The sequence below is a fragment of the Anaeromicrobium sp. genome (assembly GCF_025210435.1).
In the GTDB taxonomy this organism is placed as follows: domain Bacteria; phylum Bacillota; class Clostridia; order Peptostreptococcales; family Thermotaleaceae; genus Anaeromicrobium.
This window is the reverse complement of sequence record NZ_JAOART010000056.1, coordinates 18,525-37,294: the sequence shown is the minus strand read 5'-3', so window position 1 is coordinate 37,294 and position 18,770 is coordinate 18,525. Positions and strand designations below refer to the sequence as shown.

17 protein-coding genes are annotated in these 18,770 nt (G+C 27.5%); all 17 read right to left on the bottom strand.

Annotation, left to right across the window (positions count from 1 at the left end):
- Positions 1–4: 4 nt before the first annotated feature.
- Entirely contained in the window at positions 5–1,324 is a 1,320-nt protein-coding gene (locus tag N4A57_RS06840) for a BNR-4 repeat-containing protein (protein ID WP_293657079.1), read from the bottom strand.
- A gap of 154 nt (positions 1,325–1,478) precedes the next feature.
- On the bottom strand, positions 1,479–1,958 hold the full coding sequence (locus tag N4A57_RS06835) for a hypothetical protein (protein WP_293657078.1): 480 nt from the start codon (positions 1,956–1,958) through the stop codon (positions 1,479–1,481).
- Positions 1,959–2,620: 662 nt separating this feature from the next.
- Complete coding sequence (locus tag N4A57_RS06830) at positions 2,621–3,778, bottom strand: hypothetical protein (protein ID WP_293657077.1); 1,158 nt, start codon at positions 3,776–3,778, stop codon at positions 2,621–2,623.
- A gap of 4 nt (positions 3,779–3,782) precedes the next feature.
- Positions 3,783–5,210 (bottom strand): lipopolysaccharide biosynthesis protein, encoded by a 1,428-nt coding sequence (locus N4A57_RS06825; protein ID WP_293657076.1) that lies wholly within the window; start codon positions 5,208–5,210, stop codon positions 3,783–3,785.
- A 128-nt stretch (positions 5,211–5,338) separates the two neighbouring features.
- Positions 5,339–6,094 (bottom strand): acylneuraminate cytidylyltransferase family protein, encoded by a 756-nt coding sequence (locus N4A57_RS06820; protein WP_293657075.1) that lies wholly within the window; start codon positions 6,092–6,094, stop codon positions 5,339–5,341.
- Position 6,095: 1 nt separating this feature from the next.
- Positions 6,096–7,028, bottom strand: coding sequence for a Gfo/Idh/MocA family protein (locus N4A57_RS06815; RefSeq protein ID WP_293657073.1), 933 nt, complete (start codon positions 7,026–7,028; stop codon positions 6,096–6,098).
- On the bottom strand, positions 7,028–8,014 hold the full coding sequence (locus tag N4A57_RS06810; protein WP_293657071.1) for a Gfo/Idh/MocA family oxidoreductase: 987 nt from the start codon (positions 8,012–8,014) through the stop codon (positions 7,028–7,030). The genes N4A57_RS06815 and N4A57_RS06810 overlap by 1 nt, the downstream gene beginning before the upstream one ends.
- 22 nt (positions 8,015–8,036) lie before the next feature.
- Positions 8,037–9,194, bottom strand: coding sequence for a UDP-N-acetylglucosamine 2-epimerase (gene neuC, locus N4A57_RS06805; protein ID WP_293657069.1), 1,158 nt, complete (start codon positions 9,192–9,194; stop codon positions 8,037–8,039).
- Positions 9,191–10,189: an N-acetylneuraminate synthase gene (gene neuB, locus N4A57_RS06800; protein ID WP_293657068.1), complete on the bottom strand. Its 999-nt coding sequence runs from the start codon at positions 10,187–10,189 to the stop codon at positions 9,191–9,193. The genes neuC and neuB overlap by 4 nt, the downstream gene beginning before the upstream one ends.
- Entirely contained in the window at positions 10,186–11,082 is an 897-nt protein-coding gene (locus N4A57_RS06795; protein WP_293657067.1) for a methionyl-tRNA formyltransferase, read from the bottom strand. The genes neuB and N4A57_RS06795 overlap by 4 nt, the downstream gene beginning before the upstream one ends.
- 14 nt (positions 11,083–11,096) lie before the next feature.
- Positions 11,097–12,149, bottom strand: coding sequence for a nucleotidyltransferase family protein (locus N4A57_RS06790; RefSeq protein ID WP_293657065.1), 1,053 nt, complete (start codon positions 12,147–12,149; stop codon positions 11,097–11,099).
- A 12-nt stretch (positions 12,150–12,161) separates the two neighbouring features.
- Positions 12,162–13,337: a LegC family aminotransferase gene (locus N4A57_RS06785; protein WP_293657063.1), complete on the bottom strand. Its 1,176-nt coding sequence runs from the start codon at positions 13,335–13,337 to the stop codon at positions 12,162–12,164.
- Between the two features lie 13 nt (positions 13,338–13,350).
- Complete coding sequence (locus N4A57_RS06780; RefSeq protein WP_293657061.1) at positions 13,351–14,331, bottom strand: NAD-dependent 4,6-dehydratase LegB; 981 nt, start codon at positions 14,329–14,331, stop codon at positions 13,351–13,353.
- Between the two features lie 33 nt (positions 14,332–14,364).
- Positions 14,365–15,687 (bottom strand): UDP-glucose dehydrogenase family protein, encoded by a 1,323-nt coding sequence (locus N4A57_RS06775; RefSeq protein WP_293657059.1) that lies wholly within the window; start codon positions 15,685–15,687, stop codon positions 14,365–14,367.
- A 172-nt stretch (positions 15,688–15,859) separates the two neighbouring features.
- Positions 15,860–16,087, bottom strand: a complete 228-nt coding sequence (locus N4A57_RS06770) for a hypothetical protein (protein WP_293657058.1) — start codon at positions 16,085–16,087, stop codon at positions 15,860–15,862.
- Positions 16,087–16,257: a hypothetical protein gene (locus N4A57_RS06765; protein WP_293657057.1), complete on the bottom strand. Its 171-nt coding sequence runs from the start codon at positions 16,255–16,257 to the stop codon at positions 16,087–16,089. Before N4A57_RS06765 ends, N4A57_RS06770 begins: the two co-directional genes overlap by 1 nt.
- A 63-nt stretch (positions 16,258–16,320) precedes the next feature.
- The gene (locus N4A57_RS06760; protein WP_293657055.1) at positions 16,321–18,681 is read right to left on the bottom strand and encodes an O-antigen ligase family protein; all 2,361 of its coding nucleotides are present in this window, start codon (positions 18,679–18,681) and stop codon (positions 16,321–16,323) included.
- Between the last annotated feature and the right edge of the window lie 89 nt (positions 18,682–18,770).

Here is an 18,770-nt window from a genome sequence, read left to right as displayed (position 1 = left end):
TGTTTTAAAAATCTATAATTATTACTTTACTATCTACTTTTCTATATAAATCGTTAGTTGTTTGCCCTTGTGAAAAAATAATTATAGGTATATGTTTATTTTTATTAGATAAATGATTCCTATTTTGCTCTATATTAGGAAGCCAAGACATATTCTCTGCGCTTTTTATATTATTATAAATTAAATCAACATCATTTTTATTAATTTTAAAATAACTTATTCTATTATTCCCACTATCCCATAATTCATCTTTTGTATTTGGTACAGTCGAAAAAACTAAAAATATATTATTATCCCTATCTATAGAAATTCCTATATAAACATTAATTTTTCTTTCGTCTAATGAATTGTATATCTTATTCAATCTTTCTTTTTTATACATCTTGTCATCAATACTTATAACATAGCTATTTTCACTTTTTTCGTCTAATTCTGTTAATATGAACTTAATTTCCCCATATGATGTATATGCAATATTACTTATGTAGGGCAAAATTTTTTCTGATATCTCTAAATTTGAGTTGGAATTAAAGGTTATAGGTAATTGTACTCTTTTACCTTTATAATTCACGAAATTTTGTCCAAGATCTACACTTTTTATATATCCGTACGATGTCTTATTAAGTTCTTTATTATTGTCTTTTAGATATATTCTATATATAATACTTATTACATTATCTTTTATCCCTATACTAGAGGTGAAATTCCCATATTTATATTCTGAAAAACTTATTAATTCTTTATTTGATGATATTTTAAATCCATTCCCTATGTCTATCTTAAAATAATTCAAACTCGGTTTTGATGGGCTTAAATTTTCATTTAAATTCATTTTTCTACATATTAAGTGCATATTATTGTAATCATCTATCTCAAAAGAAGGATATGTTAAGCCTGTACCTTCCTCAGTTATGTCAATTTCTTTGCTTAAATCACTTATATCAAGTGGTTTTTTACTATATCTTATTTTTAAACCTGATATATGTCCTCCATAAACTATATATATCCTACCGGTTTTATCAAACTTTATACTCGCCCCTCCATGATTAGTTAACGAATATCCTACACAAACCTTATTTTGAATTTGATTTTTTTTTATTTCTGCTAGTATTACTCTAAATTTATTATCATCTCCATTTTCTAAGTAGGTTACAAATATAGTGTCTTTATAACTCAATATTTTATTGCTTTCTACATAAGCAGTTGCTCTACTAGCCCCTTCTTTTGATATTACTAATTGATCAACATTTTTAGTGATAAGGCTTTGTGGAATTAACATTCTAATTATAACAATCATCAGTAAACTAATACATGTTTTTTTCAACTTTACCGTCCTCCTATTATTGACCTTATCTTAAAAGTTCCATTTACTTTGCATGATATTCAATTTACCTTGAATAATTTTTCATTAAGTATCAACACCCTTTTTATGTAACCATTATGATTTATGCAACTTAATTTACTATAACTTGTTTTATTTAGTTTTTCCTTCTTAACAATTTTGCATTTATATTTAAGATAAATATTATAAAGAAATTAAATATTATCGCTATTACGCGTGGTAAATTAGCTAATGTTATTTCTGTATTTCCTATAATAAATATTATACTAAAGAAAATCCACTTAACACCGTTATTCTTCTTGTAATTATAATCAATAATACTAGATATATAATAAATTAAACTTAATATACTAGAGTGTATTATGAAACCTTTTATATATCCAAAACTTACTATTAAGTTTCCAAGAAAATAAGTTGGTGCTCCTCCAGCACCTCCATATATTTTGTCATATACTGCTCTTTTTATATCTTTTCCTACAAATTTAAATCCGCTTTCTAACATGTCTAATCTTACTATAAACCCTGAACCTTGAGTTATAAAAAATCGTCTAATAGAAGATTCAAATAAATATTTTATAGTTTCAATGTTGAAGACTAGCTTATCTTTAGCAATCAAATAGAATAGAGCTATTAAAACCCCAGACATTACCATTTCTTTGTTTAGTCTGTAGTCAAAACAATTTATCCATATAAATAGAATTGTATACACTAATATACCTTTATGTAAAGATAATACTGCAAACAAAAAAAATAAAATTAAATACCTTTTTTTACCACTAAAAAAATAAAAACTTGGTAATATAAAATAAGCAAACGTTGAAACCGTAAAATAATAAGGTATTGCCCCTGATATATCTAATCTAATATTGTTACTGCCTTTAAGCAGTGTAATTAAAGGAAATTTATTGATATATATTAGCGCATATATAACTATAACAAATGCTATTGTATTAAAATATATACTTAATAATTTGGTTTTTCTGAATTTTATTCGAGTTTTTACATGTTTAAACCATTTAATTTTTTTTAATATTAACAATATTATTGCGTTCATAAAAACTAATGTGGATATATTTATAAATATAAGCAATGTTTTATCAGAAAAAATTCTATAAGTTTGTCCATTAAGATAATAATAATAAATGTTTTGTATATAAAACGTTCCTAGCCAAAAAATATATAACGGAACTAATGAACTTTTATATTCCTTAAACTTTATAAACAAATATAGCAATATTGAAAATACTGTATTAAATATCAATAATTCTGCTCTCATAATCAAATCACTTCACTTAGCTTTATATGTTTTTTGTTTAAAATAATATAATCTAGATCTTTTAACTTCCCATAAAATTTTTTATTACTTATATCATCAATAACTATTTTTTTATTCATTAAATACCCTTCGAATATGACTGTAGAATATTTAGAAACTATAAATTCTGCTTCCTTTAATGAATCAATAATGTTTTTATCATACTCTATATTAAAATCTTTAAGAACTTTACTTACTACATTCCTATCTCCATATCTTGGATGAGGTCTTATTCTTATATTCAAATGCTTCCTATCTTTTATTTGTTGTAATTTATTTTTAATCAAGTTTAGTTGCTGGTGAGTTTCATCTCCTTGTAAATAGTAGGTTAAAGTTTTTGTTTCTGAATACTCTCCACACTTGTATTTTTCTAAATTTTCAGGCAGATTTACTATAAACTGTTTTTCATCAGCCTTTAGTTTTTTAAATATATTTTTATAGTATTCATCCCATATATAAAATTCATCAAATTTTACAAAAGAGTCTCTAACAATTAATAATTTTTCTCCATGCATGAAATTTATATGTTTAATACCTTTAAAATTGCAATATAGTGTTAAAATAGATGAAGTAAAAGAATACTCACAATTTACTAAAATAGCTTCAGGATTTTGTAGCGTAACATTATAGCTGTACAATGCAATTTTTATTATGTTCTTCATTATAAAATATCCATTAAATGGATGCTTACTTATAATTCTTTTAAATAAAAATCTTATATCTTCATATGTCAAAATATATTTTTTATACATTTCTTTTATCTTATATTTTTTAACTAACATACTGGGGATTTTGTCATAATATCCAAAGTTAATTGCAATATTTTCATATTTTTTTTCTGATATATTTAATTTATTCTTATGGTACTTATAACTAATAAAAAGAACCATTATAGTAGGTAGTATGGCTAGTGTACATACTACATTTAGTATAAACATTTTAATTCTCGGCTGTTTAAAAGTTTGGCACTTATATTGCAAAAAACTTCTCATAACAAAATCTTCTCTTATTAATTTTTTTGAAATTTTATTAAGATATTCCATCTGAATTTCTTTGCTTATCTCAAAATAATGTTTATTCTTAAATATCATTTTAATTAATTTTAATAATGAATTATACATATTTTCATCCTTTTCTATTCATTTTTAAGATGATACTTACTATCACTGTTATAATAACTAATTTAATCAATACACCTACTAAGTAATTAATTATATATATATTGGTAAAATAAAAGACTAACATCGTAAAAAATATACCTATAATTGGTTTCATAAAAATTTTAATGCTTACCACTCTAGCTTTTATTAAATATTTAGAATTAAAATAATGCAGTATAAATAATATTACATAAGAAAATAGTGTAGTATATGCAGCTGCAATATATCCTGCTTTTGGTATAAATATACAGTTTAATGCTATATTTATAATCCCTGCAATAATAGTATTCATTGATATTAAGATAGTTTTTTTATAGTAAAAAGCGTAATTTGTATATATCGTATATAAAAATACAAATACATAACCTATTATAACTATAGGTATCATATATACTCCTTCATAGTAATCTCTTTTGGCTATAAAACCTATCAGTTCTTTTGAAAATACAATCAGAAAAGATGCAGCTATAAATATAAAACTTGTATACTTCTTTGCCACTAACTCTATCTCAGAATATTTTTCTTCGCGTAATTTCTCAAAAAATATTGGGACCCATGCGTTATTTAGTGATATAACTATTACATTCATTATCATTCCTATGTTATAAGCTAATGAATATATTCCGGTCTCATAGCTTCCCACATACTTATTTATTAATATCTTATCTGCATGAGCTAACAAATAGTTAGATAACGAGTGCGGTATTAATGGTGCACTATATAATAATACATATTTTATATGGTTAAAGTTTAATTTTTTATTCTTATAAATCTTTACAAATTTGATGGCTAGAAAAAGTATAACTATAAAGTTAATTAGAACTTTCGAGTATATTTCCCCTAGATATTTTTTTTCCTTTAAAAATAACATTATTACTATTGATAATAATATTATAAATAGGTTAGATAATACAGATAATTTTAAGAAACTATTACTTTGTTTGCTTGCCTTTAAATATGTCAAATACATATTTAAATATATTTGCAATATCGTTACTATTACAATCACTATCAATATATTGGAATCTATATTTAAATATATTGAAAATACGTTCTTATATCTATTTATTATAAAAAGAATTAGAACATCAAAAATAAGTAAAGACTTTACTATGCTACTGCAAAACCAACTGAACTGACCATCTTTCTCATGATAATATCTTAATAAAGCAGCATGTACATTTAAGCCAAGTATTATAACTAACATATTTACTACTGAACTATAAATATTTAATAATCCATATTCACTTGGTGAAGGTAATATCCTTATATATATTGGCATTGTCAAAAATAATAATCCTTTTGACAATATATTGCCTATCAAATAGAACTTCCCATGTTTAAATAATTCAATAGAATTTATTTTTTCTAGTTTTTTTCTTACATATTCCATAATTTATGTGCCTTTCTAATAATATCAACCTCATATGTTTCTCAACGTATATCACTATTGCTATATACCATTTTGTGAAACATATTTTTTAATATTGCGAATACTATGTTATCACATCAAAAATAAATTCATTTCAAATTTTTTACATAATCATAAATTTCTTTATATTCACTCATAAAGAAATAGCGACTTAAAATCTCCATTAATTCAAAATCTTCTTCTGAATCTATATCTAGTACTGCAGTATCTTTCATCAAAACGATATCACATTTTCCATCAAACGGTGTTCTTTCAAATTTATTTAGCAAACTATTTCTCATATAACAGTATATTGAAGCATTCATATCATAAACCTTAGGAGCTTGCTGCCTTGCTACAAAATTGGATTCTTTAATCTTTCTAATATCCCCATCTTTTTCTTCAACCATATTAAAGTATGGATTACGTCTAGATTCTACAACCGAAAAGACTACATCTATGTCACTATGGTCAATTATTTTTATAAATGCGTTTTGAATATCTTCTACTGTTCTTAAAGGCGATGTAATATCTAAGTCAATAACATAGTCATATACTTTATTCAATTTCTCTTCCATATATTTCAACGAATGCTGTATTACTGGAATTTTAGGAGAATTATCCTGGGCTAAGCAAGCAGGCCTCTCAATTCCTATGACCCCATCAAAACTCGTAGCTATTTCTAAAAGTTCTTTACTGTCACTATTTACACATATATCAACATTGTATTTATCATTCTTATTTGCAAATAACTTAGCTGCCCCTAAAGTATAATTAATTAAAGGATTTCCTAAAAATTCTCTAATATTTTTATTTTTTACACCTTTTGATCCTGCTCTTCCACAAACTGTAACTAATATATCCATATCAAATAATCCCCTTTGCCAGTTTTAACATTTTGTATGCATGATATATATTATTTTCATTTTCTTTATTATTAAGAATACAATCTAAAAAGTTTCTCATTTCTTTTATATACATTTCATTACGATCACCATGAAATTTTATCTTTTCTCTTCCATCAGTAAACAATATTTCATTGTCAATTAGATTTCCTGTTATAGTTCCTGTTTCAGTATAAATTTCAATTTCTCGTTTTGGAATTCTGCCAAAATAGTCCAAATGTAGCTCAATTAACCGATCTCTATATTTAGCTATATATATAGATAAATCTTCACTATCAATTTCTAAATGAGAAAATTGTCCATATAAATTGAAAACTTTCTGAGGAAAGCCAAATAAATAAGTTAGATAGTCCCATTCATGGATTAAATCTATAGACACACCGCCACCTTGACCTTTTTTCGCACTGTAAACTTTTCTATAGTCTACACCAAGTCTCCAATCAGGTAAATAACTAGAACATATAGTTCTAACAGAATAAATTTTTTCTTCTTTTAAGAGCTCTTTTAAGTGTTGGATGACTTCAGTATATCTTAAAGGAGCAGCTACATAATAAATCCCATTATTTCTTAAAGTAAGACTGTCTATATCATAGGTAATATCCTCAAATATAGGTTTTTCTATAAACATATGTTTTGTCTTAGTTGCTAATAAATCAATAGATGTATAATGTAAAGAGGTTGGATTAGTTATAAAAACAACATCATAATTATCGTGTAAATCTTTTTTTTCAAAAATCTGTTTGTCTATTAATACTTTAACTTCACTTTCCAACTCTCTATCACTATTTCTAAAAGCATGTATTTCTAATTTAAAATCAAATTCTTTAGAAATACTTGTTAAATTCTTTAAATGTCTTTTTCCTATTGAACCTATACCAACAAAACATATTTTCATTATTCAACACCTTCAATCTTATCAATAAGCTCTAATGTATATAAGTCATCCTCAAAAGTATACCTATCTAAATCTTTATTTTCTTTTATTTTTTTTATAAATGTCTCTAGTTCTTCTAAATAGGCATTCTCTATAATATTTTCAGCATATCTATTATCTTTTTCAATATTCTCATATGTAGTAATCTTTGTTAAATCTTTTCTGTCAAAGTCATATTTTTCTAAACTATTAGGTGTTCCTTTCCAAAATAAATGTAAGCTTTCTGAATAAGCTTCAAAACTTCTTATAGCTTTTCTTGATACAATATCTACGTTAAGTACACCCTTATGCCCTGTTTCATGCTCTAATAAAACAATGTAACTATCTTTATAATCTAAATCTAAAGAACTTATTTTATCCTTTAAAATTTGTAAATTCTTTATTTTACCAAATGTTTTTATTATCCAAGGTAATTCTATTGCAAATATTTCCCTACATCCATTTGTCCTTTTATCACCCACAAAAAAATCTTTATAACTTTCCCACGGATGCCAATCTGGAAGATATTGCCCTACATGGTATCTATAATGGACATTTTCTCTTATTTCTTCAATCTGTTTTTGAATGTATTGTACTTCTTTTCTATATAAAAAGGTAGAAGATAAGAATAATTTTAAATCTTCGGAATTAGCTTTTGTCAATATTTTATCATAGTCATCTTTCAATAAGTTAATCTCAGTAAATATATGTAAACCATCATCTAAACACTTTAAAATAAGTTTGGAATGATAAATTGGAGAAGTACAGATTAAAGCTCCACAAGGTTTTTCCATGTCTATAGCTACATCTAAATCTGAATACGTTGTTATCTTGTATAAACCTTCTACTTCTTCACGTCTATCATCTTTTGTATCTACTCCAATTATTTCAATATAATCATAATTGTTTTTTAATAGTCTAATTCTTCGTTTACCCATTGATCCTAACCCTATCACCACAAGTTTCATAATTCTTCTCTCCTATAATAAACTACAAGTCATAAAATCTCTTCTTCAAATCAATGCCTTGATTAAAGATTTTTTTTATTTGTTGTATAATTTTAATTGATACATTTCCTTCTCCGTAAGGATTAACATTATCATTAATCTTATTTTTAAACGCACCAGAAAAAGCTAAATCTAATGTTTTGAAAATCTCTTCTTTTTCAGGACGACAATTTATTGTGGATTTTGCTTGAATTCGTCCTTTTTGTCTATCACCTATATTCACTGTTGGAACTTTAAATGATGGTGCTTCTATTATTCCACTAGATGAATTTCCCACAACTGCATCCACATATTGCATTGCACTTAAGTATCTAAGTTGTCCCATAGATGTAAAAGCTATAGCCTTATCCTTATTTTTATTCACGTAATCATCAATCATTTTATTAATTATTCTTCCATCTGTATCTGAATTTGCTTTAGTAAAGATTATTCTTAAATTTTCAACCTCATCTACAGCATCTAAAAGGTTTTTGAATTGCTTTTGCGATGTATTACTTTCTAAAGTTACAGGATGGAAAGTAACTAATATTGTTTTTTCACCAAGAATAAATCCTATACTTTCTTCAAACTCGCTTCGTGATAGAAGTTCCATATTTTTTATATTCTCTATACCTATAGCTCCTACATTAAAAACTCTATCTGGATGCTCTCCAAGCTGAATAATCCTTTTTCTATACTCGCCTGTTGTTGCAAAATGAATATAACTCATTTTAGTTATAGCATGTCTAAAAGCTTCATCAAATGCACCTTCTGTAGTCTCACCTCCATGTAAATGAGCAATTGGTATCTTTGAAACAGATGCAGCATTTACTGCTGCAAAAATTTCATATCTATCACCTAATACTACGATCATATCAGGCTTTAGTCTTTCATAGCATTCAGAAAAACTTATCATAGTTAGTCCCATTGATTTAGATATGCCAATAGGTGTATCTGAACTTAAAAGGATTTCAATTTTTTCATCTATTTTATAACCATCTTCTTCTATTTGCTTGTATGTAAGTCCAAATTCAGGAGATAAATGCATTCCTGTTACTACTAATTGTAATTTCAGTTTATCATCTTCATTTATCTTTTCAATTAATGGTCTTAACAGACCATACTCAGCTCTCGTTCCAGTAATCACACATATTCTATTCATATCTCTATCAGCTCATCTTCTTTATAATCTTTATTTGATATTTTCCCAATAATATTATCCCATCTCATTGGAGATATTCCATTCCCTGGTCTTTTAATCGTCAAATTTGCTTCCGTAAATACTTCACCTTTTTTAATTTTACAATTTGCAACTATACTTTTTCTTGCAATGTCTCTATTCTTCAACTCGGATTTGGAAGGTCTTTTTATTCCGTCGCCTAAAGCTCTTTCTATATTTCTAATAGCTTGTACCATCTCTTTTAATTCTCCAGGACTTAGACTCGCTTTATGATCAGGACCTTCCATCCTTTTATCTAAAGTAAAATGTTTTTCTATAACACTTGCTCCCATTGCTACTGCTGCAATAGGAATTTCTACTCCCAAAGTATGATCAGAGTATCCCACATTTACTTTAAAAGCTTCTTCTATAGTGTTCATCGCACTTAAATTAACATCTTCTATAGGAGTTGGATATTCTGTGTTACAATGTAGCACCGTAATATCGTCAGTACCATTTTCTCTTAGTGCATTTAAAGCCTCTTCAATTTCTCCAAGTGTTGCCATTCCCGTTGATAAAATCACTTGTTTTCTAAGTTTACCTATTGCTCTCAAGTACGGTAAATTAGTTATTTCTCCTGACGGAATTTTAATAATATCTAGACCTAGTTCCACTAGAAGTTGTACACTATCAACATCAAAAGGAGTTGATAAGAATTTTATATTTTTCAAATTACAATATCCTATTAATTCTTTATGCATATCTAAGTCTAGCTCTAATTTTTTTATCATACTAAATTGACTTTCAGAGGCATCTGTTGTCTCTTTCTGATAATCTGCTTTTTCAGCATATTTTGAAACCAATTTTTCTGCTTTAAATGTCTGGAACTTAACTATATCAACACCAGCTTCTTTAGCTTTATCTATTAGCCTCTTTGCTGTTTCTAAAGAACCATTATGGTTTACACCTGCTTCTGCTATAATAAGGACATTATTCATTTTAATCTGTCCCCCATTCTTATCTTGCCATCATATCCATACTCTATTATTTCAATCGTAGCATCTTTTGTCTTTACTATAAATCCATTTTCTTTTTTTCCAACTACTTGACCAGCTATTCCTTTATATGCTGGTGCATTTTCAATTAATTTTGATTTATTAATTTTGATTTCAGTACCATTTAAGGTACTTCTTGCCATTGGACCCGGCTTACATATGGCACGTATGAAGTTGAATAGTTCTCTACTTGTTTGATTCCAATTAAGTGTTTCATCACCTTCTTGTCTTCTTCCACAGTAAAAGCCTATCGGATGTATATCTGTTTGCTTAATTAAATCAACTTTCCCTTTTTGAACAACCTTAATAGCTCTAAAAAGAATATTGGCACACTCTACATACGCTCTATTAAGTAAAGTATTATAATCATCCATGTCTGTTATAGGATATGTTTCCTGTAATATTATATCTCCAGTATCTATACGTTCATCTACATAATGAACAGTGATCCCAAACTCTTTCTCATCGTTGATTAAAGCCCAATTCAGTATATTTCTACCTCTATAAAAAGGTAGTTTTCCTGCGTGACAGTTAATGGTCTTAAACTTAGGCATATTTATAATTTCTTTTTTAAAAATCTGATTAAAAGACATAGATACAAATAAGTCACAATCATAATCTTCAACTTGTTGTAAAAATTCTCTAGAATTAATATTTTTATGTCTTAAATAATCTATATTATATTCTTCAGCAAATTTTCTTAATACCTCATCTGAAGAATCGTATCTTACACAAATAAATTTTATATCAATGCTTTCATCTTGTATTAGTAATTTGAAAGCTTCATGGGCCCATTTGCCATCGGCAAAATACCCTATTGTAAACTTTTTATTCACAATTTGCAACTCCTTTACTTTAAACCTAATCTGTTAATCATATTTTCCATTTCCTCAAGCTGACCCATATCCATCCACGCTCTATCACTTACAGGATAAGTCCCTACTTTCTCACCTTTTTTAATATAATCATTTATCAAATCTGTTATATGGTAAAATTGATTTTCTGGTATATCATTTAACGTTTCTGGCTCTAGTATATACATTCCTGTGTTAACTAAAAAATTATACTCCGGCTTTTCAATTATATTATTAACTGTCCCTTTTTTCCCTAGTTCGATAACTCCATAGGGTATAGTATTGTGTTTTAACGAAGTAATCATAGTAATTTTATTTTCATTATCTTTGTGATATTTTAACATGTCGGAGTAATTTCCTTCTATTAAAATATCACAATTACTTACAAAAAAGGTCTCATTCATCCTATCTTTTAATAAATAAAGACTTCCACCCGTTCCCAGAGGCTTTTCCTCTTCAATATATTCCACTGTATAATTCTTTTCCAATTCGTTAAAATACGCTTTGATCATATTCTTTTTATGATTAACAGTGAAGTAAAATTGATTACAGCCATAATCTGTAAACCTATTTATAATTCTTTCTACTATAGGCACATCGCCTATAGGAATTAATGGTTTTGGAAGTATCTTTGTAAAGGGATATAATCGTGTTCCTTTCCCTCCTGCCATTATAACCACAGGATTTTCTATTCTATTGTAATGATTTAATTTTTCTTTAAAGCTATCATTCCAAAATATTATATCTACAATTTCTTCTTTTTCATTCATAATAGGAATCGCTTCTATTAGCTTTTCCTTCATTATTTGTCTAGCTTTATATTCATTTTCTTTTGTCAAATACATTGGATTATTATTCATTATTACTTTAACCTTTTCACACAGATTTCCATTTTTTAAAATCCAACGTCTAATATCTCCGTCTGTTATAACTCCTTTTAATTTATTGTCTTCAGTAATTAAAAGAATTTTTTTTGCAGTTTTATCTAACTTTTTTATTCCTTCTTTTATGGTTATATCTTCAGTAATAAATAAATCCTGTAAATTCATAGAAATCCCTTCTTATAAACTGTATTTTAACGCTTTTAAGATATTAGCTACTCTTAACACATCTTTTTCTTCTAAATTTGTACTACAAGGAATATTTAAAACTCTATCCAAGTAATATTTAGCTTTTTCTATTTTATATGCTTCATTATTTACGTAAGGTTTTTGCTCATGGTTCAGCCCCCATATAGGCCTCGTCTGTATTCCGCTTTCATTCAACTTTCTTAATAACTGATCTCTATCTAGTCCATATTGTTCTTTATTTATAGCCAATGAATAAAACCAATAATTAGGTCTAATATTCTTATTAAAATTCAATAGTTCTAATCCTTTTAATTCATCTATTTCTGTTTTATATAGATGATAATTTCTTTTTTTCGTCTCGATAAACTTTTCCAGTTGCTCTAACTGCGCTACCCCTAAAGCAGCTTGTAGATTTGTCATTCTATAGTTATAACCTACTTCATCGTGAATATAGTATAATGTATCATCTTTCGCTTGTGTTGATAAATACTTCGCCTTAGAAACCAAATCATTATTTTGACCTACCAGCATACCACCACCACCAGTAGTTATAATCTTATTGCCATTGAATGAATAAACTCCAAAATCGCCTATTGTTCCAGCATATTTTCCTTCATATTTTCCTTCTAGGTAATATGATCCTAATGCTTCTGTTGCATCTTCTATAACTTTTAATTTATACTTTTGAGCTATGTTCATCACTCTTTCCATGTTAGCTATATTTCCAAATACATGGACAATGGCCATAGCCTTTATAACTTTGTTTGTTTTTTTATTTACAAGTCCCTTTTCAGTTAAATGACATTCATTGTTACAAAATTCTTCTAATTTATCCAAATCTATGTTGAGTGTATCATCACAATCCATGAAGACAGGTTCTGCTCCTAAGTATCTCACAGGATTTACTGCAGCAATAAATGTAAGAGTAGGAACAATCACTTCATCAGCATATTCTACTCCCGAAAGTTTTAGCGCTAAATGAAGACCTGCTGTACCACTCTGGCAAGCAACAGCTTGTCCTACGTTTAAATATTGGGCTATCTGTTCTTCAAACTGGTCAATATAAGCACCACCTGTAGAAACCCATTCTGTCTCAACAGCTTTTGTAACATATTCTAATTCTTTCCCTTTAAAATTGGGAATTGATAAAGGTATAAAATTGCTCATAGCTATTCTCCTTTTATATGTTGTAGATATCAACTTTATATTTGTCTAAGTTGTTTTTAACCCATTCTATAGTTTCAGCCAATCCTTCTTTTAGTGAATATCCTGCTTCCCAATTTGTAAGTTTTTTAATTTTCTCATTTGCTCCTAAAAGTCTGTTTACCTCGCTCTTTTCTGGTCTCATTCTTTGCTCATCACATACTATTTTCGCCTTAGGATTAATTTGATCTATAAGCTCTTGCGCAAGCTCACCTATTGATATTTCCTCTTGCGTAGCTATATTTATTTCTTCTCCGATTGTTTTCTCTGATTTAGCTATCTCTAAAAAGCCTCGAACAGTATCTTTAACATAGTTAAAATCTCTTGTTGGAGTTAATGTTCCCAATTTAATTTCTTCTTTACCAGCCAAAAGCTGAGTTATTATAGTAGGTATAACAGCTCTTGCAGATTGTCTTGGTCCATAGGTGTTGAATGGTCTTACAATAGTAATAGGCATCTTAAAACTTTTATAGAAAGATTCCGCTATTCGATCTGCTCCTATCTTAGTAGCTGAGTACGGAGACTGTCCTTGAAATGGGTGTTTTTCATCTATTGGTACATATTGTGCTGTGCCATATACTTCTGAGGTTGATGTAACTAAAATTCTCTTTGTTCCTAAATCCCTAGCTGCTTGTAATACATTCAAAGTTCCTTTTATGTTTGTATCTACATAGGAATCTGGAGAATGATAGCTGAATGGAATGGCAATTAGTGCAGCTAAATGATATACCTCATCAATGTCCTTCATTGCTTCTTTTACCCCATTAGGATCTCTAATGTCTCCTGTAAATACATCTATCTTGCTTAATTTTTCTTTTGAAAGCGTATCTAGCCATCCCCATGAATTAAATGAATTATAATAAACAAAAGCTCTAACATCATATCCTTCTTCTAGTAATCCTTCTACAAGATGGCTACCTATAAACCCATCCGCTCCTGTAACTAATACTTTTTTCAAATGATCTACCTCCTAAATTTAACTAGTTTCATATTAAATTCCAACACCGCAGTATTTGAATCCTTTCTCTTCAACTAATTCTCTTTCATATATATTTCTTAAATCAAAGAAATAATAGTCTTTCATTGTATCTTTTAATCTTTCTAAATTCATATTTCTAAACTGATGCCATTCTGTTATAATTACTAATCCATCAGTGCTTTCACATGCTTCATATTCATTACTACAAAACTCAATATTTTCTTTTATATGACTTAATCTCCAAGTCCCTTCTTTTTTTCCTTCTGGATCAAATATCTTTAATTTTGCTCCAAACTTCGCAAGTTCTGTTAATATAGTTAGTGAAGGAGCCTCTCTCATATCATCTGTTTTTGGTTTAAATGTAATTCCTAATATACCCAATGTTTTCCCTTCTAAATTCCCTACAGCATTTTTAATTTTTTCTACCATTTTTAGCTTTTGTCTTCTATTAGCATCTACAGTAGTTTCTATCAATGATATAACTTCTTCATGTTCTCTAGCAATACTGGCAAGTGCTTTTGTATCCTTCGGAAAACAACTACCTCCATATCCTGGCCCTGCATGTAGAAACTTAGGACTAATACGTCCATCCTTTCCCATAGCTTTTGCTACGTGCTGAACATTTGCTCCTACTTTTTCACAAAGATTTGCAACTTCGTTTATATAAGTTATTTTCATTGCTAAAAATGCATTGGATGCATATTTGATCATCTCTGCTGTTTCTATATTTGTCATTACAAATGGTGTTTCATTTAAATACAATACTCTATATACATCTTTCATTATTTTTTCTGCTTTTTCTGACTCTGATCCTATAATTACTCTATCTGGATGAGTAAAATCGTGTATAGCTGAGCCTTCTCTTAAAAATTCTGGATTTGATACTACATCAAATTTGTAGTCAACTCCTCTTTCATCTAGTATTTCTTGTACTACTTTTTTAACCTTTTGTCCAGTCCCTATAGGAACAGTAGACTTGTCTACTATTACCTTATATCCATTCATATATGTAGCTATATCTTTAGCTACTTGAAGTACGTATTGAAGATCTGCACTACCGTCATCTGCTGCTGGTGTTCCTACTGCTATAAAAATCACTTCACTTTCTTCTACTGCTCTTTGTATATCTGTTGTAAATGATAATCTTTTATAATAAACATTCCTTTCTACTAAATTACTTAACCCCGGCTCATATATAGGTATAATACCTTTTTTTAAGTCTTGTATTTTTTGTTTATTATTATCTACACAAACTATTTCTCGTCCAAAATCCGAGAGACATGTTCCTGCAACTAAACCTACATACCCAGAACCTATTACAGCTATTTTTTCCATTCGGTTGTCCTCCCTCTAAAACTACTCTTTCATTAAATTTATATATTTCACCGATTTATTATTTAATTGATTTGATTTTCATACTTTGTTTCGCATATATATATCACTTTCTTATAAATACCTTCTATCTCTTTAGCGTCCTTAAAACCTTTGAAATCTACTTCCATATCCCTTAATTTTGTACAACAATCTCTTTCATCTTATCGCTTGAGCCTAATACGATACTTTTTATTCCTTTCTTTATATACTCTTGTGTAACTTCTTTTATGTGAGTATTAATCAATTTTATAACTCTATAGGATTTTGATACATACTCTAATATTTTTCTAGGTTTTTCTTCTACTCCTTTAGGAGTTAGTGTATATTTAACACTTCTTGCATTTAGATTCTCTATTTTCATTAGCCATTTTCTTTATACGCTTCTTTATTAAACCATTTACCATGCCTAAACTCATATTTATCTTTTTTTACTATGTCTCTTTGAGAGATATTTAATTCACTATTCAAAACTTCTAATATATTTATTTCGTTTTCCCTAATTCCATACCGCAACCTTTCTCTTTCGTTCAATATTTGAACATTGCAATCTCATTGTACTTCTTGTTTCAAATAATGTCATTAGTTTACATTTTATTATTTTATCTGTGTCCTGCCTATATTCACACTTGGATATAATCTATAGACTTCACCCGTTTTAGGGTCCTTTTGAGTATTCCAAAGCCCAAACACTAAATCATATTGTCCTGAATTAACTGTTATTATTTTTTCATATTCATATATTTTTCCTATTTGCCATTTTGTTGTTTTTATTGGTAATTCATGATCCCAATTTTCAAATCCAAATTTCCGCCTACTCTTTGATACAAGCTTATCATCTATTACTCTTCCATGAAACCATATTCTATAGTCTATATCCATTTTATTTATACATTTAAATCGAAACTTTACTTTTGCTTTATACTTACCTAGTTGTTCTATTGTAGACCCTAAAAACAACATTTTATCTGATAGATTTATTGGATATTCACCATTAAAATATATCGATTGTTTCTTTGTATTTTTTATTTCTGTATAATCTTTGTTTTTTAACATGCTATTTTCAAATACTCTATAGTTTTCTATATCTACTTTAACTTCATTATTAGCAAGTTTTCTAATAATTTTATTGTTTTCTAGAATTTTGGGTAGATACTTATAGTCTGTAAATACTAATTGTCCCACTCCTGTTTTTTTGCAAACAAGTTTTGCATCTTTTAAAATAATATCTTCATTATCTTTATTATCAATTTCAATGATTATTTTTTCTGTATCAAGTTTTGTTTTAAATAGTAAATTTCCAGTCCCATTTGGTGTGTAATAATCTATTTTGTTTAGAATCTGTCTATCTTTGTTATTAATTGAATATATTTTTATGTACGTTAGGCCTTGTGGGTCTTTTTTTTCTTCTGATATATTATAGTTTAATATATATTCTGTATCTTTTTGTATATCTTCCATATACTCAACTGCTACACCTTTTATTTTTATCAGGTTTGTGCTTTTTTCTACTACTGGTAAATACACAAACATAAAAATTATAGCAAGAAGTACTGTCAATATATTTCTATTTTTATTAGAAAATTCATATTTAAATGTTTTTTGGATTTGTTTATCTAAGTTGACCTTTTCATCATTAATTTTACAGATTATAAAAGCTAGCCCTAAAGCTACCCATATTCCTCTAAAATTTTCTAAATTTATGGCAAATGCTTGTACTAAAAAAGACGTCAACAAGGCAATTAATATTATGTTTGGTTTGTTGTTTATATTGGCTTTAAGTAATTTTTTTAACAATATTACAAATATAGATATAAATAGCAATGTACCAAACATGCCTAGTTCTGCCAAAAATGTGGCATATGTATTGTGGGGTATCTTCATACCATATTTTTCATAATAATTTTTATCCTCTACGTCTATACCTATCTTTTCAAAATATTCCTTAGAGTTTTCTCTATAGTTCCCTCTTCCAACTCCTATTAGTACATGGTCTTTTCCCATTTCATATGCACATTTTCCTAGGTTGGTTCTTACTTTGGCTTCACCTGAAAACTCTGTAACTTCTTGGAATCTCTTTCCCAATATATTCTGTACATATCCGTCAAAATGTGTATTATCTATATTTAAAAATCCAAAGAATGCTATTAATATACTAAATGCTATAATTAATAAATATTTATAATGGTTCTTTATATTTAATAAAAAATATATACAAAAACTTATTATAAAAGATATCGTTCCACTTCTAGATTGGGTTAATATTATAGCTGTTATTAAAACAACTAATGTAACTATTGACAAAGCCTTTTCTGATTTATTTTTTACATTATTTATAAATAGCATGGTTATGTAAAAAGATATGCTAAAATAAGCTGATGCTAGATTTGGATCTGTTAGTGTTGATACTAATCTTTTATATTTAGTTATTAAAAATATTTTCATATCAAGTGAGTTTCCATTATATGCTGATACAGTTCCTATGATACCTAAAAATCCAATAGCTAATGCTGTGTATGTCCATACTCTCAATAGTTTAGTAGTTTCATTTTTATTATTTATGCTATTGTAGGCAATAAAAAAATAACATGCTGAAATAATAAATTTTATTATTTCTAATAAAATGGTAAGTGACCCTACTATTTTGATATTTGGGTTAAAATCCGCATGTACATTGGATATAATCATCCAAGCTAATAAACCTAAAAAATAGTATCTATATGGAAATATTTCTCTAAGCTTTTCTTTTAATTCTTGCATGTTTAATGTTTTATAATTTAATCTCGCATAACTAAAAACATCAATACAAAATAATAATACTATTAAAGCCATGAAAACATCTGATAATGCAAAATTTATTAATAACTCTTTTGATGGTTTTATATAAATCATCATAGGTAATGTTATTATTAGTAAATATATGAGTCTAGTTTTTATTTTTTGGATTTTTAGTATCATACGTTCTTCATTCCTTATATATATATTCCCCTGTTTTTTCTTGTTATTCTATAAGATTAAATAAATAGAGTATATCAATATACTATATT